Here is a 25,385-nt window from a genome sequence, read left to right on the forward strand (position 1 = left end):
ACTAACAACTATTCCCCAGAACCCCCACTGGTCTAACAAACGGGGGAAACAAAATGGCTATTCTAAATGGACTTATCAAAAAAATGAGTGGATCGGCTGGTCAGTTGACTTTCAAGACTGTCAATGGACGTACCGTAGTATCGGAGAAAGTGACCAAGGTACGCAACACCCGCACCAAGGGACAACAGCGTCAGCGCATGAAATGGGTGAACATCGTCCGCATGTATGCAGGACTCGTTCCGCTGCTTAAAAATGCCTTCGAGAGGAAAGCGCAGTACCACACCGACTACAACATGTTCGTCCGTGCGAACAGCGTGGCAGCTCCTGTCTATCTCACCAAGGCTGAATCGGATGGCGGTGCATGCATCGCAGCTCCCTATCAGATCACCCAAGGCACGCTGCCCTCTATCTCGGTGAAGGGTACTGGCGACAAGGCGGTGACCAGCATCAACCTCGGAGATCTCGCCATCGACGAGAATACCACGGTGAAGGACTTCGCCAAGGCGGTGGTGACCAACAATCCGGAGTTCGACTACGGCGACCAGATCAGCTTCTACAAGGTGTTGCAGCGTCTGAACGCGGAAACTCAGATTCCCTACTGCGCCTTCAGTGCAAGCTACGTAGTGCTCGACAAGGAATCGACTGCGAAGCTCTGGGATCTCGTTGACAAGGTGGGATTCGCTGCCAAGGAGGGCTTCCTCGCCCATGGCGCGGACGAGGGCGACGGTGTGTTTGCCTGGGTACACAGTCGCAACGACTACGGCAAGACCAAGGTATCGACCCAATTCCTCATCGACAACAACAGCATGTTGCAGGCGTACAAGACGGACGATGCGTTCACCAAGGCGTGCAAGAGCTACGGCAGCAGCGCCGATGTGTTCCTCACTCCCGACGGCAACGGTTCGGTAGCTCCCGTCACTCCCGCTGTCCCCGATGTGACTCCTACCGATGGGAAGTTTGAGGTCAAGCTCCTCGCCAATCCCTCTGCCGGTGGCACGGTGACCGGTGCAGGTCGCTACCCTGCGGGTCAGTCGGTGGAGATTAGTGCCTCGCCTGCCGAAGGCTACCAGTTCAACCGATGGAGCGATGGCGACACCAATGCCTCACGCAGCATCACGCTCAGTTCAAACACCGCCCTCACTGCCTACTTCCAGTCGGAGAACGACCAGGGTACTGAGCAGCCCGGTGGTGGTGGTGGACTGGAAGGCTGAACCACAGAGTCCTGCGGAACGTCCGCGGGACTCTTTAACCCTCACTTTTAGCGTATGAAACGAATACTCTCATTAGCCAGTTTCGTCTGTGCTATCCTCTTCGCTGCAGCTGGCATGATGATGCCTCCGCAAGGTGAGATTTCGGGATCCGTCCTCATCCTCGTTGCCCAGCTCTTGATACTGTGTGCCACCTTCCTCGGCATTAAAGACTATCACAACATCATCAACAGAAAACTATGACTCAAGATTCTAAAAACAAGTGGAGCGTCATCATCAACATTGCTTTGACCACCATCACCGCCGTTCTCTCGGCCCTTGGTTTCACCATCGGGTGATGACTTTGATTTCCAAACAACCTATCCTACAAAGATAGCGTAACACAAAGAGTCCGACAACTTCGTGCTGTCGGACTTTTTTTGTAAATAGAACTATATTTTCAGCTTTTCAAAACTGGAAATCTATTGTTGCACCATCGGTAGTGTCAATGGTGAAGGTAAAATTCAACGAAGAAGCCTTGATATTCTCCACAATCTTTGGGTACAAAGAGTGTTGCTTCGCTTCTGGATTCTTCACAACAAAGTTATCAACCTTCACGGCAAAGTTTTTCACGCTATCGGTACTGACAGCCTTCAATCCGCAAGATTCTGTGTAGAACTCACCCATCTCTGGATACGCCTCATACGAGGTTTCATTTTCACACGACAGCAGCATTACTGCAAGCATTAGAATAGTCAATCCCTTTTTCATATATTTATCGTTTTAGTGGCTAAAAAGGTTATTTTGTATGCATAGGCATATTCACGTTGCAAATATACGAAGAAATAACTAATTAGCAAACCTATAAATACCTTTATTTATGCAATTTTGAGTTTTTACAGTTTTACAGTTTTACAGTTTTTGAAAAGCAAAATGCACATACATATCAATGGCGTTCACGGATTTGACAGTTGACAGTTTCCAAAAACGAATTTTTTGCGTTACAAATAACAGATAACAGATAACAGATAACAGTTTTGGAAAAGAAAAAAACAGGGAAGATTCTGTGATTGTACCTACTCATTATCTTCTTCTTGAGAATCTGCTTCCAAATTGTAAAGTACTGAATGTCAATACTCTCCGAAAGCAAAAACAACCAAAAGAAACAAACTGGAAACAAAAATTTCAAAAACCCCAAAATGAAAATACCTGCTTAACATATCTTAACACGGAAAAGAACGGAAATTTTCATTTTCTGTCATTTGGATGGGTGTTATAGGCGATAAAAAATGGTGGTAAAATACAATAGAAGGGAAAGAACGAGAAACGTTACAAAATTGGTAAGACTTTATGCACAGTTTTGAACATTCTGACCGTTATTTTGCAAATATAGGGTATCAGACAGCCTTGAAAGTGTTAAAATACATACAAAAAGTATTATTTTAGGGTTCAAAAATAGCGTTTTTTCATGATAAATGCGTACCTTTGCACCTAATTATATATCATTAGATATGTGAAATGAGGCAACTCACTCCTAAAATCGTATTTCATCGTGCAAACTCCACAGTATAATCCTTCACAAGTTGTTCAAGAATGGAACGGCATAGAAGTATATACAATTGATGGTAAGTATGGGCTTCACCATCCAGAAAACGACATAATAGTACCTCCAATCTATGACTCCATAGAGTGGGACAAGTCTTCTGATTTCATTGTCGTAGAACACAATGGAAACACTGGATTTTTGAGTGCAGAAGATGGTCATTTTATTGCTTTTGAGGAAGAAACGGATGATCCATATATGATGGCAATCTCATACGAAGAGTATATGCAGGAAGAGTGGCCTGATTGGATGATAAATGTAAAATAATAATATACAATTAAAATGAACATAGAAAAAGGATTTAAGTTTATTGACTTATTCTGCGGTATAGGCGGTTTCCACCAAGCCATGGCTGATTTAGGTGGTGAATGCGTTTATGCCAGTGATATTGATGCAGATTGTCGTAAGACTTATGAACATAACTATGGCATAAAGCCTGATGGTGACATCACAAAGGTTGAAGCTGCCGACATTCCAGAACATGATGTTCTTTGCGGTGGATTCCCTTGTCAAGCATTCTCAAAAGCTGGTAAGCGATTGGGATTTGCAGATGAGACAAAGGGTACACTGTTTTTTGACATTTGCCGTATTTTGAAACATCATCAACCAAAATATGCTCTTCTTGAAAATGTAAGAAATCTGGCTAGCCATGACCATGGTAACACTTGGAAGGTTATTCATGATAACTTGGATGAATTAGGCTACAATGTAATTGATGAACCAGTTATATTTAGTCCGCATTATATTGGTGTACCACAACATCGTGAGCGTGTGTTCATTATGTGTGTTAGAAAGGATATTGGCAAATTGCCTCCGTTCTATTTCAACATCAACAAGATACCAAAGTGCTCAATTGATGATATTTTGTTGGATGACAACGAAATACCTGATTTAGATAAGTTCCAATTGCGTGATGACCAAATAGAATGGATTGACAATTGGAATGAGTTCATTCAGAACATAAAGTGTGATAAACTGCCAGGCTTCCCTATATGGGCAGACTGTCTTTGTCCTATTGAAGAGAGTCCTTTCTTTGAAACACTTGATCAACAACCAAAATGGCTTCAGAACTTTGTCATTAAGAATAATGAATTATGGTCAAAGAACAAAGAGTTTCTTGCTGAATGGCTTCCTAAAGCTAAGAAGAATAAGAATTTCTTTGGTTCAAAAGCAAAGTTGGAATGGCAGGTTGGCGATGTAGAGAATCCAAACATCTGGGAACATATAATGCAAATTAGACCTTCAGGTCTGCGAGTAAAGCCGGGAACATATTTCCCTGCTTTGGTTGCTATTACTCAAACTAGCATTGTAGGTAAAAGAAAACGTTTCTTGACTCCAAGAGAGTGCGCTCGTCTGCAAAGTTTTCCTGACACATTCCAATACGATGTTAAGAGAACACAGGCATACAAGCAATTTGGCAATAGTATCAATGTAGGTCTGGTCAGTTTCTTTGCTCGTTATATGTTCGGTGACAAAGAACTTCAAGAGAAATATTCCAAGAACGTACAATTCCCGTTAGGCGATGATGGTCAACCTCGACTAGAATTTCCTGAATGGGATGAAGATTAAGCACTGCGAAAGCGGTGCTTTTTTTTACATGATACTTATTGTAGGTATTTATGCGTGAAGAAGAATTGATAAAATTGGGTCAACTGATTCGTTCAAAGCGTGAGAGTCAAGGGCTTACACAATTTGAATTGGCAGAGAAATCCAATGTAGATAGAAATTACATAGGAATGTTAGAAAGGGGCGAAAGAAATCCTTCCTATCTCTCCCTGCAGAAAATTGCAGCGGGGCTAGGCATTCCTGTAAACCAGTTAATTGAACCATGACGGATAAAACTTACATAAAGGCATTAGAAGGCATCGCAATAAGCGGTGCCTTTTTTAATGATACTTATTGTAGGTTTTTTCGTGCTTAAATCAATGAATCATGTTATACACTAGTACATTGTCAGAAGTCTCAAACAACATCAACACTGGTGTTGAATATGAGATTGCGTTGTTCTACAAGTTATTGAAGAATCAACCAAATGAACAAACTCAAGTGATGAACGCTATCAATAGACGCTATGACGTGGCAAAAGTCAAATCGATCATTGCTGAAACTGATACTTCTAGTATTGAACGTGCCTTGTCAGCGGCTGGTTTTGTACTGGTTGATGCATCCTTTGAAACTCAGAACGATGAAGTGGGACCTGCAGATATTGTCATGCACGTCACAAATAGATCTGGGCAGAAAAAGAAGATTGGTTTGTCGGTAAAATATGCAAATACCTGTACTTTGAACGTAACAGGAAGAAACTTTATAACTGATGCTCAAATTGCTCAACTCAGAGGTCAGTTACCTCGATATACGGATATGTATATTAGGGAAATGACAAATGCATATGGAAATGTAAACAACTGGTTTCGCAAAAGAAAGCCAAGTAATACAACTGACCAGTACATTGACCTGATTCGTGATGCAGTCATAGCAAACTGGCGCAACGTAAGGAATAAGACAACACTTTTGAGTGCATTATTCCATAGCGATTCACCAATAGAGTTCTGGGTTGTTACCTACGGCAATTATGGTTACACTTTGAAAACTAAACCACAAACTATCGACATGAGCCGTGCCAATGATGTAACGGTTGGCAAGTATCAGACTTCCTATGTTGCTTTCTATCTGGATGGCATTATGGTAGGTCACATGCAGGTTAAGTTTAATAATGGCTTTGTGGAGAAATGCAAGAAACTTAACCCAGATGTTGTTTGCCAAGGTGTGGAAATTGCTTATGGTCAGCCTTTTTCTTCATGGAATTTTAGTGTAGAAAAATAGTCATTCAATAATACTACCATGCTGCGAGAACTATTTGAACAGAACCCCAACATCGTCATCAATACAGATATTGATGGCATTCTGTCCGGCCTTTTGTTGGTAAAGTATTGCAATTGCAATATCGTTGGTTTTACAAACAGCAAGGAGACCGTATGGCTTGCCGATGCACATAATGACCTATATGCAAATATATATGTTGATATGTTTGTGACCGATCCGAGGGCGACTTGTATCGATCAGCATGTCGTCGCTCTTAACGATCAACATATGAGTAGGATTAGAGAGAGCGGACGCATTTTCAGCCCCCAGAGTGATGACGAAAATAACCTGAGGATATTTACCAAAGACGGATTCGCAAACAAATATCCGTTTGGTACCTTCCAGTACATTCTTGCTAGGTTAGAGAATGAAGGAATTGATGTTCAATTGCCAAATTTGATAGACAACCTCCCCAATTCTAATATTACGTATGGTGACTTGTTTAATCGTCCTGACGATGCAATGCAAACGACAATATATGCGTATCGTGAAAATGCATTGTACTGGTGGAACTGGCTTCTCAGGTTGGCTCCTGCCGGTAACATACTCAACTTGAAGACATACCTCGACAACTTGTATGCAGAATCCAAAGCTGTTGTCGATGCGAAACCATTGCAGGGCAGGAAGAGAAATCATACAGCGAATGAGTATGAAACCCAGATGAAGGATGACGTTGCTAAGATAAAGGCAAGGACAAAAGAATATTTCAAAGACAATTTCGGATGCAGGTCAGGAGATGGCGGATTTAACAAAGTGGTTGATGAAAACGGTAACATACTACCAAATGTTTCGACCTATATCAATACGATAGCATCCCTGCTCGGCATCCAAAACCTGGTAATTCCGACTCATTATATTGCTCATAAGGGCAAATATTGCCGTACAACGTGGCTAGATATGTTTCCCGACTTCTCCGCGGATTACATATTTATGAACCATCAGATTTTCTCTTATGCCTTCATCTTTTGTCCAGACGAGTATGGAGTCCTAGGAAATCAGAACTTTAGTTTTACCATTGATATGCAATAACATATGACTCTAAGAGAACTTTTTGCAAAGAATAAGAATATCGTCATCAATTCAGATATTGATGGCATGTTATCAGGAATGATATTGCAGAAATACTACGGTTGTAAGGTCGTAGGATTTAGCAATAGTTGGGATTGCGTCTGGATTGATCCTCAGTATGAGAACTCAACTGTAGATGCAATAAATAAACCAGTTTACATTGATTTGTACGTCACTAACCCGGATGTTGTTTGCATTGAACAACATATAATTGGTTATGACGATGCTCACAATAAACGCATTGCAGCCCTACAAACCAAAATCAACCCAAACATCATGCGTGAGGGCAGAACATTCAGCGGAGACTATTTTCACAAATATCCGGGTGTCACAGGGACAGGTCATTGACATCATGACTTTCAATTCTTACAGCTTACAGTATTACAGTTATTGAAAGGGAAAAATAGGTTTCGGATTCTTGAAACACGAGGACTGGTTTCTGTTTCTTGGACAACGCTAATTCACACCAAGCGTTACAATATAACAATATAACAGTTTCCAAAAACGATTTTTTGCGTTACAGTTGACAGTTGACAGTTTCCAAAAACCATTTTTGCGTTACAAATAACAGATAACAGATAACAGTTTTTGGAAACGGTATTTTTTGGGTAGCCTGAAGGCTAGATGTTTTGGAGTAGCGAAGACAGAGTGAGAGCGCGCTTTCACTATGCTGAGTCACGACAAAACAAACCATAGGTAAATCTTTGGTGGAAATCTTTAATGAGATGTTGCTTCGCAAGAAATAATCTGTAATTCAGGGAGGTAGTAAACAAAATCTTTAACAAAAATCCCTAACCAAAATGCGCTCGAGTTCCTCGCTTCTGGGAAGGACTTTGTTATGGATCGCCTTACGGCTCGCAAAGACGATACAAAATTAGTTGGAATATTTCGGAATAGCAAATTGTTTGTTCAAAGTGTTAAAAAACAAAAGTGCCTCAAAATGAGGCACTTATTCATAAATGTTCCGTAATGTTCAAGTTTGTTCAAACAGGGCTACTTGCCGATGCAGAAGTGCTGGAAGATATTGCCGAGTATTTCGTTGGGAGTGATTTGGCCTTGTCCGGTGATTTCTGCCAAGTCGGAAAGGACGAGGCGGAGGTCTTCAGCAATGAGGTCACCAGACAGTTGGTTGTTAAGTCCTGCGATGACGCGGCTCAGATTGTTTTGGGCATGGAGTAATGCCTCATAGTGTCGTGCATTGGTGATGATGATATCCGACTCTTTTATTTCGGGAATCTGGGCTGCTTCATAGATGAGGCTTTCCAGCGCTTCTATGTTAATGCCGAACTTGGCGCTAACGGCTATATGCGGGAAGCGTGAGGCATCTTCTGACAAGGTAATGGCTTGTTGGTCGGACTTATTGCAGACGAGAATCAAGGCCTTGTTGTTGATGTGGTTCATCATGTCTTCGAACTCTTCTTGGGAGGGTGTGGCGTCGATGAGCCAGAGTACAATACGAGCTTTGTCTATGGTTTGATAGGTGCGCTCGATACCTATCTGTTCAACAGCATCGTTGGTTTGGCGGATGCCAGCAGTATCAATAAAACGAAACTGTACTCCATTGATGGTCATCACGTCTTCAATGGTATCGCGTGTTGTTCCGTGGATATCGGAAACGATAGCACGTTCTTCTTTCAACAGTTTATTGAGTAATGTGGATTTTCCTACATTGGTTTTTCCGACAATGGCCACCGGTATGCCTTGTTTGATGGCCTGTCCCATTTGAAACGATGTTGCCAACTTTTGAATATGACTCTCAATATATTGGGCGAGTTGCAGTAATTCGGTACGGTCGGCAAATTCCAAGTCTTCGTGGTCAGAGAAATCGAGTTCGAGTTCCAGTAGTGAAGTCAGTCGTAGCAGTTGTTCGCGCAGCTTTGACAATTCATTGGAGATACCTCCCCGCAGTTGGCTCATGGCCAAGTGGTGTGTTGCTTTGTTGTTTGCCGCGATAAGGTCAGCTACAGCTTCTGCTTGTGAGAGGTCGAGTTTTCCGTTAAGGTAGGCTCGTTGTGTATATTCGCCCGGTTGTGCTATGCGGCATCCTTGCGCAACAAGCAGTTCTATGACTTTGTTGATGATATACTGGCTTCCGTGGCATGATATTTCTGCACTTTCCTCTCCTGTGTAAGAGTGAGGTGCTCGGAATACGGAAACGAGGACTTCATCTATGACTTCATCATGGTTGACGATATGTCCATAGACGATAGAGTTAGCCTGCGCCTTTGTAAGGTCATGGGTGAAAATATGGGAAAGAATCTCAAGAGTTTGTGCTCCTGAGATTCTGATTATTCCTAAAGCGCCTCCCGTCTTAGTGGCGAGCGCGCAGATTGTGTCGTTTTGCATTTATATTCTGTCGAGTACTTTTTCGATAAGTGTGTCGATGGAGTTTTTGTATTCAGTATTCATCTTCTGTGCATAGCGGTTGGCGATGACCATGCAACAGGTCATGGCTTTATGTCCGAGCAACGACGATAGTCCTGCTAATGCACTCGACTCCATCTCGAAGTTACATATTTTCCTGCCATCGTATTCGAAGGCTTCAACTTTCTCGTTTTGAGTGGGATCTGCCAAGGGGATGCGTAGTTGTCTGCCTTGTGGTCCGTAGAATCCTCCACAGGCGATAGTATATCCGCGTACCATGTCATCTTGTGCGATACGGTCGATAAGTTCTTCATCGGCTTGTGCCACGTATGGTGCGCCCAATAGTGGATTCCAGTTCATGTGTTGTTTGAACGCTTCTTCCATTTTAAGGTCACACACATTGTTTCGTCCGCCATAGAAGTTGAGCAGTCCATCGAAACCGATGCTCTTTACCGATGCAACAAATGTGCCTGTAGGTGTGAAGGGTTGCAGACCTCCACAGGTTCCGATGCGTACGAGTGTCAGGGTGCGATGTTCTTCTCTCTCTTCTCGTGTTTGGTAGTCGATATTAGCCAACGAGTCGAGTTCGTTAACCACGATGTCTATGTTATCGCATCCAATACCTGTTGATTGTACTGTGATGCGTTTTCCTTTATAGTTGCCTGTGATGGTATGAAACTCTCTGCTGCTCACTTCACATTCTTTAGTATCGAAGTGGTTAGCCACAGTATTTACTCTTCCGGGGTCACCCACAAGGATGACCTTATCTGCCAGTTGTTCGGGGCGTAGATGTAGATGGAAGCATGATCCATCGTTGTTGATAATCAGTTCTGATTCTGGGAATTTCCTTTTCATAGGTTTTCTCCTTTCTTCTTATTTTTGAGTATTTCTAAGAGTAATGTTTTCTTCGTTTCTGATTATTTTTTCGAGGTTGTGGATCTCTATATGTATTTGATGCTGTTGTTGTTCTGTAGCAATGATTTCGGGCGCCATTTCTCGTTTCTCATCAGCCGTTGCACCACTATAATACGCTCTAACCCGTTCGATGGCTTGCTGGAGTGCAGTCTGTTGAGACCGCAATTTTACCAGTTGTAGGTAGCGTTGTGCATTACCTTTCGCTTTGAAATCAGAAAGTTTGTGATAATCCACATCATCGTTGATGACGAAGGTGAATTCTTCATTATCTGTATTTTTCTTTTGTCTTGCCTTGGCTTTTTCAAGTCGTTCGAGCGCTTGGTCTATATCAGGCGACACCCATGTTTCTGTGATGTCGGTAATTCGTGCGAAGTTTGTGATCTGTTCTTTGGAATAGGTTTCTGGGTCGTAGGTCTGTCTGACGTCTGATGGTACGAAAGTATAGATACACACTTTGCCATCTTCCTGTCCTCGGTCTGTGGCAAACCAACCGATACGATCATATTCGTCGATAACCATCATATAGTCGTTTGCTTCAGAATTGAAAGGCATTCCGATATTCTCTGGTGTCAGAAATCTGTCTTCTTCCGTATCGTATGTTGTCACGAAGATATCATAACCTCCTAAGCTTTCGTCACCTTCTGCTGCGAAGTATAGGGTAACGCCGTCAGGCATCATAAAGGGATAGTTGACGTGGAAGAATTGTTTTGCATCGTTGATGCCTTGCAGCAATCTTGGTTTAGTCCATTTATTGCCTTCTTTGTCGCTTTCATAGAGATTGATAATTCCATCTTCGTCTTCTTGTGACAGGATGCATTGGTTACCAATGGCATTAAGATAGACATAGGCATTAGGTTGTTGCTGGGTGTTGAAGAAATGACTGTAGGAGTCGATGTGTCCCTCTTCTGGATTGAGATAATAGTGTTGTAGGAAGTCGTTTTTATCGACCACAATACTATCGATGACCATGATGCGTTGTGTCGCCATGGTCATTCTGTCAAGCCGTTCTTGCCATGCTGCCACCTCAGGAGACACCTGTGTCTTGTGGCGGGGTGTCTGCTTACGTTTCTGTGCTGCTCCAATGATTGTTATCATGAGCATCAGGATGATAGTCAGGCTGCGTAGTTTCATATGTGGCTTTTTCTAATTAATTTCTAAATAATAATGAATAACAAAATTACGAAATTCCTTGATGAAAGGCGAATGTCGTCACGGATATTAATATATTTTAACCGAAATCAGAGTTTTGTCATTCTGCGGTATTCTTCTTCGGTATCAATCTGTTGATTCGGATTTAATACTCTGTGAGTTTTTCTTCGGCTTCAAGGGCGTTCCAGATGGAGTAGCGTGCTTCTGGGTTGATGCTTTCCATTTGTTTGTAGAGGTCTGCTATTTCAGCCCGTTTGGTGTCTTTCTCGTATGGGCACAACTTCCTTTGTTTCTGATAGTTGTGTTGTTCTGCATAGGTTTTGATATCAGCTTCCCGACAGAGACATAGCGGTCTGATCAGGGCGAGTGGCATTTTTTTCATGCGTAGCAAGGCTGGCATAGTGGAGAAATGTCCTTGAAACGATAGGTTCATGAGTGCAGTATGAATAATATCATCCTGATGGTGTCCTAATGCTATTTTGTTACATCCTATTTGTTGTGCGAGATTGAAAATCTGCTTACGTCTGTTCCATGAGCACAGGAAGCAAGCTGGTTTGCGAGGATTGACTGTAGGATCGAATGCTGTTGTCACGACATGGAGTGGAACTCCTACCGATTGTGCGAAGTCTTCCAGATATTTGGTATCGCTCTCGTAGGCAATATTTTCCATTCTCACGTGTATCGCCTCCACTTCGAAGTGTGGACGTTGTATTTTTGCTCGTTTTCCCAACATTTCCAATAGGAACAAAGAATCTTTTCCTCCTGACAGGGCTACGAGAATTTTATCGCCATCTTCGATGAGGTGATATTGTGTCATAGCTTTCTGAAACTGACTTTTCAGTCTGCGTTCCAGCCGCTGTTCATCCGTAGGTATGGGCATTGGTTTTATTTGATGCCGTTTTCGTTGAGTGCTTTTGAATAGCGTGCTGCATTCTTGAGATGTTCAGCATAGGTCTTCGCAAAGTTGTGGGTACCTGAGAAGTCCTCTTTTGCGCACATATAGAGATAGTCATGGTTGACCGCATTAAGTACGGCATCTATACCTTTAATCGATGCTATCTTGATGGGACCAGGGGGCAGACCTTCGTTGATGTAAGTATTGTAGGGACTTTGAAAACGAGTCAGTTTGTTGTATATTCGTTTCAACTCAAACTGCTTGAGTGCAAATTTCACAGTAGGGTCAGCCTGCAAGGGCATGTGGCTCTTGAGTCGGTTCAGATACATACCTGCTATCATAGGCTTTTCTGCTGTGTTAGCTGTTTCCTCGTCGATGATGCTTGCCAAGGTAGCCACTTGTACTGGCGTGAGGTTTCTGGCTTCAGCCTTAACGGTTCGTTCGCCTTTCCAGAAATGGTCGTGTTCGCGTTGCATACGTTGGAGCAGGGCATCGATACTGATGTCCCAATACACTTCGTAGGTGTCGGGTACAAACATGGCGCTGATGGTGCATGTATCATAGCCGTATTTGTTGCAGGTCTTTTCAGACAGAAGAGCTTGTGCAATAGTGGTAGAGTCAAGCATCAGTTTCTTGGAGAGCTGTGCTGCCAGTCTGTCCATTGTTCTTGCTTCAGGAATGGTCAGTCGCAGGCTGGCTTGCTGTCCGTTTCTCAGTTTGCGGAACAATTTCAGTGCGCCTTCTCCTGGCGTGATAGCATATCGTCCTGTCCGTACATGTTTGCTGTAGCTGGTGTGGCGCAGCAGAGTCTTGAGTCCTGCCATCGCCATAGGCGAAGCCTGAGGTTGTATCTTGGCAAAAACAGAATCTTGCGTATCGTCTTTGTCGATGTATATATAATATGTATCCTTTTGTGCCGATACGGAGGCAAAAAAGAAGTAGGCTACAAGGGCCACGATAATCACCATACCTGCAAAAGCGGGGTAGAGAAATTTCTTATTGTTTTGAATCTTCATCATAATAAGCTGTTTTTTTCAACTGCAAAGGTACAAATAAAAATATAATCGTGAGAAGTAATCCGAATTTATTTTGTAACTTTGCCCAGAAAACCGATAGTAAAGATGAAACTCAAGTTCAGAATCAAATATGCGACATCATGGGGTGAACGTCTCTGTGTAGTTTTAAACTGTTGCAGCAAAGACGGAACTGTGCGGCAGCATCACCTTGAAATGAAGACAGATGATGGTGAATGGTGGTTGTTGGAGACTTCAGTCTTGGAGTCGCGCCAACATCCTCTTTCTCATATCGTATATGTCTATCATGTGGAAGACTCCAAAGGTTGTGTACAGCGTCGGGAATGGAATCTTGTAGCCCGTTGCTACCATTTCGATACTGCCAAAGACTATGAGTTCTGCGACCAATGGCGTGACCGTCCGTTGCTTTATCATCTTTATACCGATGCTTGTGCGGTAACGCGGCACGAACCCTTGTGTCAAGAGGTTGAGGCTCGTGTATTCCCTTTGTATCGTAAGACCTTGATGTTTCGTGTCTCTGCTCCCCAGTTGCGTTTAGGGCAGTCGGTAGCACTTTGTGGCAGCCACCCTTCCATGGGAAGCTGGAATCCCAGTCGTTTCCTGCGTATGGAATATGTGGGTCAGCATGAATGGATGTTGACCATCAATGCTGTCGGCATGTTTCTGCCTTTGGAATACAAATATATCGTGGTAGATGATGCCACCAATAGTATCGTTAGTTGGGAAGAAGGAGATAACCGCCAGGTAGAGCAGACGGAGTTGGTGGATGGTCAAGTCTATGTGATGTATGGTGAACAGTTGCGGTTGCCCGAAAAACTATGGCGTGCCGCAGGAGTTGCCATACCTGTTGCCGCCTTGCGTAGCGAACACTCTTATGGCGTGGGTGATTTTGGCGATTTGAAACATTTTATGGATTGGGTGGCACGTACCGGAATGAATGTTGTACAACTGTTGCCAATATTTGATACTACAACCAATCATCATGCTCCAGACGCCTGCCCGTATAAACCGATTAGCGGTTTTGCCCTTCATCCACATTATATAGATCTTGATGCCGCAGGAACGCTCCGTTCAAAAACCGCCATGACGCAGTTTATGCGCCGCCGCCAGGAACTTAATGCGCAAGCCACAGTTGATTACGAAGCCGTGGATTGTGTAAAGACAGACTATCTCCGTCAACTCTTTGCAGAGCAAGGCAAGCGAACGCTTTCTACAGCCTCTTGTCAGGCATTTGTGGCAAGTGCGAGTGAGTGGCTCAAGCCCTATGCCGACTATCGTGGTGAACCTTACGATTATGTTTGCTATGTGCAGTATCTGTTGCATAGCCAATTGAAAGCAGCAGCCGATTATGGCCGTGCCAAAGGTGTTGTCTTGAAAGGAGACCTTCCTCTCGGTATGTATCGTGAGAGTGTAGATGTCAGACAATATCCAGAGCTGTTTCGTTTGGACGGACAAATGGGAGTGTCGCCAGACCATTCTACTACGAAGGGGCAGAACTGGCAGTCGCCTACTTATCAATGGACCACAGACGGAGATTCGCGTCAACATCATATTGAAGAATGGTTGCAGAAGCGCCTCCGTCACCTGACGCAATATTTCGGAGCCATCAAGTTAGACCATATCGTAGGCTATTTCTGCCAATGGGAATTGCCAGATGATGCCGTTGACGCCCGATTAGGACATTATATTCCCTCGTTGCCTCTGACTGTTGATGAGATAGAATATTTTGGACTTCATTTCCGTCACGATCTTTTTACCCGTCCTTTCATCAACGATCATATTATCGGTCAAACGTTTGGTATTCATGCAGACTATGTTCGCGAACATTACTTGAACGCTTTGGCCTATCAACTCTATGAACTCAAGCCAGAGTTTAATACCCAACGTAAAGTTGTGCAGGCATTCTGTGGCAGAAACGATGAGAACAGCCTATGGATTCGTGACGGACTGTTGCGCTTGATCGCCAATGTGCTTTTTGTCGAGGACCATGATCAGAAAGAAATGTATCATCCTCGGATGCAGGCCGTAGAAGAACCCGTTTTCGATGCCCTTAATGCCGATGAGAAAGAAGCCTATCTGCGACTCTATTACAATTATTTTCGTCAACGCCATTCCTTCTATTGGGGACAATTGGCAACTCGCCGACTTGCTGAACTGTCTGACCATTGCCGGATGTTGGTATGTGGTGATGATCTTGGTCAACAGCCCGAAAGCGTGTCGTCAGTACTCGACACCTTGCGCTTTCTCTCGCTTGAAGTGCAACAGATGCCCAAACAGCATGGGCTGGAGTTTGCCCATCTCGAAGCCAATCCCTATCGTTCGGTAGCCACCATTTCTACTCCCGACATGGCTCCGTTACGACTATGGTGGCAGGACAATCCCGAACGTCGCCAACGCTACTATATCACCATGTTGCAGAAAGAGGGTAGGGCTCCCGAACAGTTGCCAGCCTTCTTGGCAGAAGAGATTATAGCCCGCCACCTTTATTGTCCTTCGATGCTTTGCATCTTGCAACTACAGGATTGGCTTGCTATGGATGGCGAACTCCGTCGTTCGCGTCCGCAGGATGAGCGCATCAATACACTATCAGATCCGTCTCATTGTTGGAACTATCGTATGCACATCACCATCGATCAGTTGCTTCAAGCCGATAGGCTGAATGATAAAATCCTGACCATGGTGAAACGTAGCCATCGTTACAATCCTGAATAATATCGTTATATCCCTGAATAATCAAAGAATATGAAACAGTATAAAACATATATTTTCGACCTTGACGGCACTTTGCTCAACACGTTGAATGATCTTGCCGCCTCTACCAATTATGCACTCCGACAGTTCGCTATGCCCGAACACGACATAGATTCCATTCGCCGCTTCGTAGGTAATGGTGTCCGTTTGTTGATGGAGCGTGCCATACCAGATGGAGCCCGCAATCCACAGTTTGAGGAATGTTTTGCCACATTCCGCAAGCATTATATGGAACATTCACTCGACACCACAGTACCTTACGAGGGAATATCCGCTCTTATCCATGCGCTTAGCCAACGAGGCAATAACATGGCTGTGGTGAGCAATAAGTTCTATGCTGCTACCCGTGAGTTGGTGGCTCATTTCTTTCCAGAGATTCCTGTGGCTGTAGGAGAACATGAGGCAGAAGGCATTCGTAAGAAACCAGCTCCTGATACGGTAGAAGAAGCACTCCGCCTGCTGGGTGTCGGCAAAGACGATGCTGTGTATGTAGGTGATAGTGATGTGGATCTTGCAACCGCTCGCAATAGCGGTTTGCCTTGTATTAGTGTGCTGTGGGGATTCCGCGATCGTGATTTCCTCATAGAACATGGTGCTACTACGTTTGTCAATCATCCAATGGAAATAATAGCAGAAGACTAATCCCACATTCCCATGCAAGTAGTTTACGAAGACAACCATATTATTGTCGTTTATAAGGAAAGCGGCGAGATCGTTCAAGGTGACAAAACGGGTGATACTCCATTGTCAGAAACCGTAAAAGCCTATATCAAGGAGAAATACCAGAAGCCAGGAGCCGTATTTCTTGGCGTGGTCCATCGTCTTGACCGTCCTGTTAGCGGATTGGTGGTGTTTGCCCGTACTTCTAAAGCGCTATCACGACTTAACGAAATGTTTCGCAAGGGTGAGGTTCATAAAACCTATTGGGCTTTGGTTCAACCTTCAGGCAATCCTGTGACTTCCAACACTTTTGTTACCGCCACCCATTGGCTGACTCGCAATGAGAAGCAAAACAAATCGTATGCCTACGATCGTGAGGTAACCGGTTCGAAGAAGGCTGTCTTACGCTACCGTACCATCGGTCAGACCGAACGTTATCAGCTGGTAGAAGTGGAGTTGCTGACAGGACGTCATCATCAGATACGCTGCCAGTTGTCCACCTTGGGGATGCCCATTCGTGGAGACTTGAAATATGGTGCAAAGCGTAGTAATCCAGATGGAAGCATCTCGTTGTTGTCTCATCATGTGGAATTTATCCATCCTGTGTCAAAACAGAAAATAGTCCTCGACTCTCCATTACCAGACGATAAAATCTGGCATAATATTGCATTTTTCGACAAATAGCCTTGTAGTTCAGAATATTTCGCTTATTTTTGCACTACATTTTGTAAAGAACCATATATGAAGAAAGCACTTTGGTGGATCATGGGCATTCTATTGAGCCCCATCCTGTTGTTTCTTATCTTGACCGTATTGATTTATCTGCCGCCTGTTCAAAATTGGGTGGTGGACAAGGTTGCGCAGGTTGCTTCGGAAAAGACGGGCCTCACCATTACTATTGACCACGTGAACCTTTCCTTCCCCCTTGATCTCGGAGTTGATGGCATGCAGGTGGTTCAAATAGATTCTGTTACCGGACGTCCAGACACGTTGATGCGTGTTGATCGCACGGTGGTGGATGTGCAACTTTTGCCGTTGATAGACAACCGTGTGGTGATCAGTCAATTGGAAATCAATCGTGCGCAAGTCAATACCTTGGGAATGATAGCCGCAGCCCGTGTGAAGGGCGAAATTGGGCGATTCTCCGTCACCAGTCGGGGTATAGACCTTGATGATGAGACTATGGAACTGAATGGCGCCAGACTGGAAGACGGCCGGTTGGATATCGCTCTTAACGATAGTGTTCCAGAGGATACGACGACCTCTGAAAACCGTTGGAAAATCATGGCAGACAGTATTGTTGTCCACCAGACCTCGGTAGCCTTTCATATGCCCGGAGATACTATGAGTGTGGATGCCCACCTTGGACATCTTTGTGTGCGTCAGGCAGATATCGATCTGGGCACACAAACCTATATGGTGCAATCGGTTGACTGGACGAAGGGAAATCTGCATTACGACCAGAATTTCGAACCTGTTGTCGATGGACTTGATTACAACCATTTGGCCCTCGACCAGATACATATCGGGATAGACAGCATTTACTATCATGATCCAACGTTGCGAATGACCTTCCGCGAGTTGAAAGTCAAGGAAAAATGTGGCCTCGCCATTACAGAGATGAATGGCAGGATGGTGATGGCCAATGGCATGTTGCGGTTGCCATCATTCCGTTTGAAGACTCCCGATTCAGATCTTGATGTAGCCCTCGACCTTCCGTTCTCAATCATGGATGTCGGTTCGACGGAGAAACTTCGCTTGCGTCTGAATGCTCAGTTGGGAAAACAAGACCTGATGCGCTTCATGGGCATGATGCCTCAGAGTTTCCAGCGACAATGGCCCAACAGTCCGCTTACTGTAAAAGGAGTGCTTTCGGGTAATATGATGTACATGGATTTTTCCGGTATTGACGTATCGCTTCCGACCGCCTTCCATGCCAAGGCAACAGGTTTTGTAGCAAATCTCAACACTCCCGCTCAGCTACGCTCCAAAATCCGTTTCCAGGCAGAGACGGGAAATATAGGCTTTATTACCGGTTTGTTGCCTAAGGCAATCCAACGCAATTACCGCATCCCCAATGGTATTAGAGCCAACGGCTTGTTAGAGGCAGATGCAGCCCGTTATGCAGCCGATGTCACCCTCCGTGAGGGTCGGGGAACTGTCAAGGCGAAAGGTGCGTTGAATGCCAATAATATGTCCTATTCGGCAAATCTGCAGGTGCGCCAACTCAACCTTCACCACTTCATGCCTCATGACTCCATTTATACGTTGTCAGCCGATGTCCAGGTGAAAGGTCATGGTACCGATTTCTTCTCACCACGCACTATGGCGCAGGCAGAGGTGCTGTTGCATAGCCTGGGATATGGTTCTTGGACTCTCGATAAGGCACAGGCCACGCTTGACTTGCGCCATGGCGTAGCCCATGTTGAGGTGGACAGCCGAAACCAGTTGGCTACGGGTATTGTCACGCTCGATGCGTTGATGAATAAAAAACGTCTTCAAGCCACTCTGACAACCGACCTGCAGCGTCTGGACCTTTTCCATTTGCGCATGGTCGATAATCCTCTTGTGGTAGGACTCTGTGGACATATTGATGCCAGCAGTAATCTGCAAACCACGCATTATGTGAATGGTATTTTCAACGACCTTACCATCCGCGACTCCTCTCGTGTCTATCGTCCTCGCGACATCACCCTTTTTGCCAATCTCAATCCCGATACTACAGAAGCCCGTTTGGAATGTGGCGACCTCAACTTAAAACTTAACGCTTCAGGTAGTTATGAACACTTGATAGCCTCGCTGACACAGGTTTCCGATTCGATTATATCGCAGATGGAGCATAAGGTTATCGATCAGTCTGCCATACGCAGTCTGTTGCCTGTTATGCGTCTTCATGTGGAGAGTCAGAGCGACAACCCCATAGCCAATCTGTTGCGTACAGGTCAACATATCGACTACAAGAATTTGCATTTAGATTTGGAGACTTCGCCTCAAAAAGGCATCAACGGCGATGGTTATATCCATTCGTTAGTCTATGATGGTACGCGTCTGGATACCATCAATTTGAAACTCCTACAGTATAAAGACCAGTTGGCATTCCATGGACAGGTTCGCAATAATAAGCGCAACCCGCAGTTTGTATTCAATACCTTGTTTAATGGTGTTGTTCAGGAGCGTGGTGCCTCGGTAGGTCTGCGTTTCTATGACGACAAAAACCAGTTGGGCTTGCGTCTTGGAGCCAAGGCAGAGATGGTGGATAGCGGCATTAGTATCCATCTCTTGCCCGATCGTCCTACTTTGGGATATAAGGAGTTTTCGCTGAATAAAGACAACTATATATTCCTTGGAGCCAACAATAAGGTGAAGGCCGATATCAATCTTGTTGCCGATGATGGCACGGGTGTGAAGGTCTATTCTACAGAGAGTGATCCTGATGCGTTGCAAGACATTACGGTCAGCATGAACCGCTTCAACCTTGCCAGCATCACAGCCGTTCTTCCCTATGTTCCTCGTTTGGGCGGTTTGATGGAAGGCGACTATCATGTGGTGCAACACTCTTCCGGTCGTTTCTCTGTCGTGGGAAGTGTGGCTGTTAGCGACATGGCTTATGAGGGTTGTAAATGGGGCGATATAAGTTCCGAAATCATATATCTGCAGAAAGAAGACGATGCCCATGCCGTTGAGGCGCGTCTGATGAAAGACGACGAGGAGATCGGCGTATTGTCAGGAACCTATTATAATGCCGGTGAAGGTTCGCTCGATGCTGTATTGCAGTTGCAACGTCTGCCACTCGAACTGGTTAATGGTTTCGTACCCAACCAGATTGCCGGTCTTGAGGGTTTCGCAGAAGGGGAACTGACGATAAAGGGTCCTCTCAACAAACCCCAGGTGAATGGAGAGTTGATGCTTGAGAACTCCTATCTTGTCAGCGTGCCCTACGGCATGAAATTGCGCTTCGACGACGACCCTGTGCGTATCGTAGGCTCCAACCTGTTGCTTGAGAATTTTAACGTCTATGCCCATAACGACAATCCGTTGACCATCATGGGAAACGTCAATTTCTCAGACCTTGACCATATCACGGTTGATATGCGTATGAGAGCCGCCAACTATCAGATTATTGATGCCAAGGAGAATAGTAAGAGTGAGGCGTATGGTAAAGCCTTTGTCAATTTCATGGGTCGCATGAATGGCGAACTCTCCAATCTCACGATGCGTGGAAAACTTGACGTACTTGGTTCTACAGATATGCGTTACATTCTGCGTGACTCGCCACTCTCTACCGACAACCAACTTGACGAACTGGTGAAGTTTACAGACTTTAGCGATACAACGCAGACCGTGGTGAATCGCCCAGACCTGGCAGGCTTCAATATGAATCTGACGATGGAAGTATCGAAAGGCGCACACGTGATAGCCTATCTTAATGCCGACCATTCCAACTATGTTGACTTGATGGGTGGCGGCACGTTGCGCATGACCTATAATCCAGCCGACAATCTGCAACTGACGGGTAAATACACCTTGAGTAATGGTGAGATGAAATACTCGTTGCCCGTTATTCCGCTCAAGACTTTTGTTATCCAGGATGGATCGTATATTGAGTTTACGGGCGACATGATGAATCCCACTCTTCATATCACGGCAACAGAAGCAACCAAGGCTACCGTGACGGGAAGTAATGGAGTGGGTAGGAGCGTGGACTTCACTTGTGGTGTTATCATCACCCGTACGCTCAACGATATGGGTCTTGAGTTTACCCTTGATGCGCCTGAAGACATGCAGCTTCATAGTGAGTTGCAGGCCATGAGTGTGGAACGTCGTGGCAAACTTGCCGTTTCCATGCTCACCACGGGTATGTATCTCTCTGAAGGTAATACAAATGCTTTCTCGATGAACTCAGCCCTCAGCTCGTTCCTCAATTCCGAAATCAACCAGATTACGGGTAATGCCTTGCGCACCCTTGATCTCTCCTTCGGTCTTGATAATTCTACAGATGCCGCAGGAAATATGCATACAGACTACTCGTTTAAGTTTGCCAAGCGCTTCTGGAACAACCGCCTCAAAGTGGTAGTGGGCGGCAAGGTGTCGTCGGGTAGTGAGTATCAGAATGGTACAGAGTCAGTATTTGACAATGTGACGTTGGAATATCGGTTGGACGACAGCGCCAATAAATACGTGACCTTCTTCTATGATAATAATGCCTATGACTGGCTTGACGGTTACACCCAGAAGTATGGCGCAGGATTCGTATGGAGGCGCACCTTGCAGACCTTCAGCGATATCATCCGGTTCCGTAGTGGCAATACGCCCCTATATGTTCCACCAACGCCTATGCGTACCGATAGCCTGAAGCGTGATAGCGTGAGGGTGGTGAACCTTAACAAATAATTCTCGATTATGATGCATTCAACAATCAAACGATACATTTATCTGCTGACAGGTGCTGTGGTGATTAGTGCCTGTAGTATGACCAAGGGTGTGCCTGACGACGACCAGCTCTTCATCGGATTAACGAAAATCAACTATACCGACTATGAAGAGAACGATAATTATTCTGCTACAAGAGAAGAGATAGACGCAGCCCTGGCAACAGCTCCTAATGGTGCGATATTGGGTAGCAGCTATCATCGCCTTCCTTTCTCCTTCGGTCTTTCGGTATGGAATGCTTTTTCTGCCGACAGTTCTGGTCTTGGTCATTGGATGAATAAGACGTTTGGCAAACAGCCTGTCCTCATGTCGTGGGTCAATCCTCAGTTGCGTGCACAGGTTGCCAAAAGTGTGTTGCGCAATCATGGTTATTTCCATGGAAATGTTGACGCAGAAGTGGTTCTGCAAAACAACATGAAAACAGCCAAGATCGGCTATGATGTGTCGTTCGGTCATCTCTTCACCTTAGATAGTGTGCGTTATGTGGGATTTAACCGTGAGGCAGACAGCCTGATCCATGCCACATCAGCCTCTGCTATCGTGCGCAAGGGTGATCCCTTCGTGGTGGCTAATCTCGATGGGGAGCGTAGCCGAATCAGCAATCTGCTCCGCAATAATGGCTACTATTATTACCAGCCCAGCTACGCCTCTTATCTGGCTGATACCTTTGCTGTGGACGGTAAGGTGCAGTTGCGCTTCCAGTTGGCAGAGGAGACACCAGCTCAGGCCCGTCACAAGTGGTATATCGGTCGTGTGAATATCAATATGCGCAAAACGTATAATGAGGCATTTACCGATTCTATGGTTTACCGCTATTTGACCATCCGTTATGCCGGTCGGCGCCCACCGGTTCGTCCGCGTGTCATTATAGCCGATATGAAAATTCGTCCGCGCCAGCTCTATAGCTATGACGATTACTTGCAGAGTGCCCAGAAAATCAATGCGATGGGATTGTTTTCCTCTACCGAGTTTCAGTTTACGCCGCGTGACAATTCGCCTTCTTGCGATACGCTGGACTTGACACTCAATTGCACCTTCGACAAACCGTGGGATTCGTATATCGAAACCAATTTCAATGGTAGTGCGATAGGTCGCGTGGGACCAGAGGTCAAACTTGGACTGGTGCGTCGCAATGCCTTCCATGGTGGCGAGAAGATAGATCTGTCGGTTCATGGATCCTATGAGTGGGCTACCAACAGCAGTTCCAGCATGAGCAACTACGAGTATGGCTTTGATGCGAGCATAGAGTTTCCACGCCTTATTGCACCATATTTTGGCGGTAATAGCACGCAACGCTATACGCTGCCCGACGGTCGCACGGTGCGCCTTCCTCGCCGGTTCTACGCAACACCCTCTACCGTTGCCAAGGTGTCGAGCAATACCATCCGTCGGCCTGGCTATTACAAGATGCATATTGTGAGTGGTAAGTGGGCATACAACTGGCAGACCTCTGCCACCAGCAAACATGAGTTCTCGCCGCTTACGGTGAAATACCAGTTTATGAATAGCCATACCGCCGAGTTTGACAAGGTGATGGAAGAGAATCCCTATCTCCGTGCCACCATGCAAGACTATTTCGTGCCAGAGATGCGCTATAGCTATACCTATACCAGTCCTTCTACGTTGCGTCATCCTGTGAGATGGACCGCCACGGTGTCTGAGTCGGGCAACTTCACTTCGTTGGCGCTTCTTGCCTTTGGTAAGAAATGGAACGAGAGAGAGAAGAAACTTTTCAAGAACCCTTATTCGCAGTTTGTCAAGATCGAAACGGATTTTACCAAAATCTGGACGCTTGATGCTTCTTCGCAGTTGTTGGGACATGTCAACGCGGGTGTGCTCTATTGCTTCGGAAATACCGACTGGGCGCCCAATACCGAACTGTTTTATGTGGGTGGTGCCAATAGCATCCGTGCCTTTTCTGTGCGTGGTATAGGTCCTGGCAGCTTCCCTGGCATCGAGGATAAAGCCATGTCCTATCTGATGCAGAATGGTGATATCAAATTGGTGTGCAATCTTGAGTATCGCCGTAATCTTTTCGGTAGCCTCTATGGTGCTGTATTCCTTGATGCAGGTAATGTTTGGAATGTCCGCGACAACTATGGCACTTCAGTTCCTTATGCATCCACCAAGTTCAAGATTCAGAATGTGCTTCGTGAGATGGCTGTCGGCACGGGTCTTGGTTTGCGCTACGACCTCGACTTTCTTGTGTTGCGTCTCGACTGGGGTATCGGTATTCATGTGCCTTACGATACGGGCAAGGGTGGCATCTACAATGTTGATGGTTTCAAAAAGAATCAGACCCTCCATTTTGCTATCGGATATCCATTCTGATTTCTCGGAAGTGGTATTGTTCGGCCATCTGGATTAACGCAGGATGCTTCCTTGTGCGTTCGGGTTATCATCGGGATATGTTCGGGTTTTGCTGTTTCATGATGTGATATTTTCTCGCTCTCCACATTCCCACATCGTGGTATTCTCCTGTTCTGTTCCTTGTTTCTCCCAACTTTGTCCCATCATTGTCCGCTCAATATTGGGACTTAGTGTGGAGTCACTTGTGACTTACTGAGGAGTTGGCCATGTCTGTGTGCGGACGGAATGTTTTGTGCGAAAGTGATTCTCTCTTGAACCACGGTGCAAAGATACAACATCCCCCCCAACCAATCATACGTTTCTATACGTTTCTTGCGATTCGAGGACATTTTTATTATGAAATGTTTGCATGCCCATGAATAACCTTGTTTCACAAGGCGGAAACCTGTTTATACGGCTTTGACACCAAGGAGATGGAAATCCGCAGATTACACATTCTCTCCAAAATCCTAATGAGCGATTGGGTGTAATAGGCGTTTGAAAGTCGTAGTAGATGGTTTCAGTTATAGTTGAAAAAACACCATTTTTTGCAGTCTGACTGGGTTATAAAATGTGTCCAGTACATCCCAAAATCCATTTCAATGGTATCCAGAACGCATGAATGAGTTCGTTTTCTATGTTTTGCATGGAAGGTGGAAATCATCGGAACAAGGGGGGCGAACTCGATTTTTGAGGATTTCATGAATAAAATAGCCCAAAAATGGGGTTTTTACCAGGATTTTGCGGCTTTGGAATGCTGATTTTGCTGGTAGCGCTGGGATATTCCTGCATTCTCTTATTACGTAAATTATTGATAATATGGCTCTTAGATGGATTCTTGATTGCGTAAATCTTCCAATTCCAGTTCTTCCAATTAATTTTTCGAGGGTGCTTTTTTCTCTTATTATATTTATAACTATTTAATTATTAATAAGTTATAAGACTCTAAAATGAGGGTTTGCGTTTTCATACCCTTTATTGGAATTTGGAAGAACTGGAATATTGGAAGATTTGCCTTTTCTGATATGTCCAATTTCTGGTCCATAACTTCTTCCTCTCCAAAGCCATTCATGGTGTATGCAAAGGGTGGGATAAAACAAAAAGAAGCCCCTTCCTGC

At 44.9% G+C, this 25,385-nt stretch carries 20 protein-coding genes; 14 read left to right on the forward strand and 6 right to left on the reverse strand.

Annotation, left to right across the window (positions count from 1 at the left end; all coding sequences use genetic code 11):
- Positions 1-53 precede the first annotated feature (53 nt).
- From CIK93_RS02650 to CIK93_RS13575, 3 genes are read left to right on the forward strand one after another with little or no spacing between them, the layout of a single operon-like run.
- Positions 54-1,211: a hypothetical protein gene (locus CIK93_RS02650; RefSeq protein ID WP_144269525.1), complete on the forward strand. Its 1,158-nt coding sequence runs from the start codon at positions 54-56 to the stop codon at positions 1,209-1,211.
- A 54-nt stretch (positions 1,212-1,265) separates the two neighbouring features.
- Positions 1,266-1,451, forward strand: a complete 186-nt coding sequence (locus CIK93_RS02655) for a hypothetical protein (protein WP_094390209.1) — start codon at positions 1,266-1,268, stop codon at positions 1,449-1,451.
- Complete coding sequence (locus CIK93_RS13575; protein ID WP_158214619.1) at positions 1,448-1,546, forward strand: smalltalk protein; 99 nt, start codon at positions 1,448-1,450, stop codon at positions 1,544-1,546. The genes CIK93_RS02655 and CIK93_RS13575 overlap by 4 nt, the downstream gene beginning before the upstream one ends.
- A 109-nt stretch (positions 1,547-1,655) precedes the next feature.
- On the opposite strand, the gene CIK93_RS02660 is transcribed toward CIK93_RS13575, so the two are convergent.
- The gene (locus CIK93_RS02660; RefSeq protein WP_094446503.1) at positions 1,656-1,958 is read right to left on the reverse strand and encodes a hypothetical protein; all 303 of its coding nucleotides are present in this window, start codon (positions 1,956-1,958) and stop codon (positions 1,656-1,658) included.
- Positions 1,959-2,739: 781 nt separating this feature from the next.
- Between CIK93_RS02660 and CIK93_RS02665 the strand changes: the two genes are divergently transcribed.
- The 6 genes from CIK93_RS02665 to CIK93_RS02690 all read left to right on the forward strand — a co-directional run bounded on the left by CIK93_RS02665 (position 2,740) and on the right by CIK93_RS02690 (position 7,068).
- Positions 2,740-3,057 carry a hypothetical protein gene (locus tag CIK93_RS02665; RefSeq protein WP_094436241.1) on the forward strand — a complete coding sequence of 106 codons (318 nt, stop codon included), beginning with the start codon at positions 2,740-2,742 and terminating at the stop codon, positions 3,055-3,057.
- Positions 3,058-3,072: 15 nt separating this feature from the next.
- Positions 3,073-4,359: a DNA cytosine methyltransferase gene (locus CIK93_RS02670; RefSeq protein WP_216820886.1), complete on the forward strand. Its 1,287-nt coding sequence runs from the start codon at positions 3,073-3,075 to the stop codon at positions 4,357-4,359.
- 50 nt (positions 4,360-4,409) lie between these two features.
- Positions 4,410-4,622 (forward strand): helix-turn-helix domain-containing protein, encoded by a 213-nt coding sequence (locus CIK93_RS02675; protein WP_094436239.1) that lies wholly within the window; start codon positions 4,410-4,412, stop codon positions 4,620-4,622.
- A 118-nt stretch (positions 4,623-4,740) separates the two neighbouring features.
- Positions 4,741-5,613 carry a hypothetical protein gene (locus tag CIK93_RS02680; RefSeq protein WP_158215460.1) on the forward strand — a complete coding sequence of 291 codons (873 nt, stop codon included), beginning with the start codon at positions 4,741-4,743 and terminating at the stop codon, positions 5,611-5,613.
- An 18-nt stretch (positions 5,614-5,631) separates the two neighbouring features.
- Entirely contained in the window at positions 5,632-6,681 is a 1,050-nt protein-coding gene (locus CIK93_RS02685; protein WP_144269526.1) for a hypothetical protein, read from the forward strand.
- Positions 6,682-6,684: 3 nt separating this feature from the next.
- Positions 6,685-7,068, forward strand: a complete 384-nt coding sequence (locus tag CIK93_RS02690) for a hypothetical protein (protein WP_094446506.1) — start codon at positions 6,685-6,687, stop codon at positions 7,066-7,068.
- Between the two features lie 645 nt (positions 7,069-7,713).
- Here CIK93_RS02690 and mnmE read toward each other — a convergent pair.
- The 5 genes from mnmE to mltG all read right to left on the reverse strand — a co-directional run bounded on the left by mnmE (position 7,714) and on the right by mltG (position 13,059).
- Positions 7,714-9,066 carry a tRNA uridine-5-carboxymethylaminomethyl(34) synthesis GTPase MnmE gene (mnmE, locus tag CIK93_RS02695; protein WP_094446507.1) on the reverse strand — a complete coding sequence of 451 codons (1,353 nt, stop codon included), beginning with the start codon at positions 9,064-9,066 and terminating at the stop codon, positions 7,714-7,716.
- Positions 9,067-9,939, reverse strand: a complete 873-nt coding sequence (locus CIK93_RS02700) for a nucleoside phosphorylase (RefSeq protein ID WP_094446508.1) — start codon at positions 9,937-9,939, stop codon at positions 9,067-9,069.
- Between the two features lie 18 nt (positions 9,940-9,957).
- On the reverse strand, positions 9,958-11,130 hold the full coding sequence (locus tag CIK93_RS02705; RefSeq protein WP_094446509.1) for a hypothetical protein: 1,173 nt from the start codon (positions 11,128-11,130) through the stop codon (positions 9,958-9,960).
- Positions 11,131-11,293: 163 nt separating this feature from the next.
- Positions 11,294-12,028, reverse strand: a complete 735-nt coding sequence (locus tag CIK93_RS02710; protein ID WP_094390012.1) for a tRNA 2-thiocytidine biosynthesis TtcA family protein — start codon at positions 12,026-12,028, stop codon at positions 11,294-11,296.
- 5 nt (positions 12,029-12,033) lie between these two features.
- A complete protein-coding gene (gene mltG, locus CIK93_RS02715; RefSeq protein WP_094390066.1) occupies positions 12,034-13,059 on the reverse strand; it encodes an endolytic transglycosylase MltG in 1,026 nt (341 codons plus the stop codon).
- Positions 13,060-13,164: 105 nt separating this feature from the next.
- Here mltG and CIK93_RS02720 point away from each other — a divergent pair, with 105 nt between their 5' ends.
- From CIK93_RS02720 to CIK93_RS02740, 5 genes are read left to right on the forward strand one after another with little or no spacing between them, the layout of a single operon-like run.
- Complete coding sequence (locus tag CIK93_RS02720; RefSeq protein ID WP_094446510.1) at positions 13,165-15,789, forward strand: 4-alpha-glucanotransferase; 2,625 nt, start codon at positions 13,165-13,167, stop codon at positions 15,787-15,789.
- Positions 15,790-15,819: 30 nt separating this feature from the next.
- Positions 15,820-16,470 (forward strand): HAD family hydrolase, encoded by a 651-nt coding sequence (locus tag CIK93_RS02725; protein WP_094436088.1) that lies wholly within the window; start codon positions 15,820-15,822, stop codon positions 16,468-16,470.
- A gap of 12 nt (positions 16,471-16,482) precedes the next feature.
- On the forward strand, positions 16,483-17,172 hold the full coding sequence (locus CIK93_RS02730; protein WP_094446511.1) for an RluA family pseudouridine synthase: 690 nt from the start codon (positions 16,483-16,485) through the stop codon (positions 17,170-17,172).
- Positions 17,173-17,229: 57 nt separating this feature from the next.
- On the forward strand, positions 17,230-21,879 hold the full coding sequence (locus CIK93_RS02735) for a translocation/assembly module TamB domain-containing protein (protein ID WP_094446512.1): 4,650 nt from the start codon (positions 17,230-17,232) through the stop codon (positions 21,877-21,879).
- Between the two features lie 9 nt (positions 21,880-21,888).
- Positions 21,889-24,249, forward strand: a complete 2,361-nt coding sequence (locus tag CIK93_RS02740) for a BamA/TamA family outer membrane protein (protein ID WP_371327188.1) — start codon at positions 21,889-21,891, stop codon at positions 24,247-24,249.
- The last annotated feature ends 1,136 nt before the right edge of the window (positions 24,250-25,385 follow it).

Origin of the sequence: Prevotella sp. P3-92 (assembly GCF_002251205.1) — a bacterium.
Taxonomy (GTDB): domain Bacteria; phylum Bacteroidota; class Bacteroidia; order Bacteroidales; family Bacteroidaceae; genus Prevotella.

Bases quoted from the DNA above. Each gene is read 5' to 3' on its own strand.
- CIK93_RS02650 (WP_144269525.1), top strand. From the start codon at position 54: ATGGCTATTCTAAATGGACTTATCAAAAAAATGAGTGGATCGGCTGGT.
- CIK93_RS02655 (WP_094390209.1), top strand. From the start codon at position 1,266: ATGAAACGAATACTCTCATTAGCCAGTTTCGTCTGTGCTATCCTCTTC.
- CIK93_RS13575 (WP_158214619.1), top strand. From the start codon at position 1,448: ATGACTCAAGATTCTAAAAACAAGTGGAGCGTCATCATCAACATTGCT.
- CIK93_RS02660 (WP_094446503.1), bottom strand. From the start codon at position 1,958: ATGAAAAAGGGATTGACTATTCTAATGCTTGCAGTAATGCTGCTGTCG.
- CIK93_RS02670 (WP_216820886.1), top strand. From the start codon at position 3,073: ATGAACATAGAAAAAGGATTTAAGTTTATTGACTTATTCTGCGGTATA.
- CIK93_RS02675 (WP_094436239.1), top strand. From the start codon at position 4,410: ATGCGTGAAGAAGAATTGATAAAATTGGGTCAACTGATTCGTTCAAAG.
- CIK93_RS02685 (WP_144269526.1), top strand. From the start codon at position 5,632: ATGCTGCGAGAACTATTTGAACAGAACCCCAACATCGTCATCAATACA.
- CIK93_RS02690 (WP_094446506.1), top strand. From the start codon at position 6,685: ATGACTCTAAGAGAACTTTTTGCAAAGAATAAGAATATCGTCATCAAT.
- mnmE (WP_094446507.1), bottom strand. From the start codon at position 9,066: ATGCAAAACGACACAATCTGCGCGCTCGCCACTAAGACGGGAGGCGCT.
- CIK93_RS02700 (WP_094446508.1), bottom strand. From the start codon at position 9,939: ATGAAAAGGAAATTCCCAGAATCAGAACTGATTATCAACAACGATGGA.
- CIK93_RS02705 (WP_094446509.1), bottom strand. From the start codon at position 11,130: ATGAAACTACGCAGCCTGACTATCATCCTGATGCTCATGATAACAATC.
- CIK93_RS02710 (WP_094390012.1), bottom strand. From the start codon at position 12,028: ATGCCCATACCTACGGATGAACAGCGGCTGGAACGCAGACTGAAAAGT.
- mltG (WP_094390066.1), bottom strand. From the start codon at position 13,059: ATGAAGATTCAAAACAATAAGAAATTTCTCTACCCCGCTTTTGCAGGT.
- CIK93_RS02720 (WP_094446510.1), top strand. From the start codon at position 13,165: ATGAAACTCAAGTTCAGAATCAAATATGCGACATCATGGGGTGAACGT.
- CIK93_RS02725 (WP_094436088.1), top strand. From the start codon at position 15,820: ATGAAACAGTATAAAACATATATTTTCGACCTTGACGGCACTTTGCTC.
- CIK93_RS02730 (WP_094446511.1), top strand. From the start codon at position 16,483: ATGCAAGTAGTTTACGAAGACAACCATATTATTGTCGTTTATAAGGAA.
- CIK93_RS02735 (WP_094446512.1), top strand. From the start codon at position 17,230: ATGAAGAAAGCACTTTGGTGGATCATGGGCATTCTATTGAGCCCCATC.
- CIK93_RS02740 (WP_371327188.1), top strand. From the start codon at position 21,889: ATGATGCATTCAACAATCAAACGATACATTTATCTGCTGACAGGTGCT.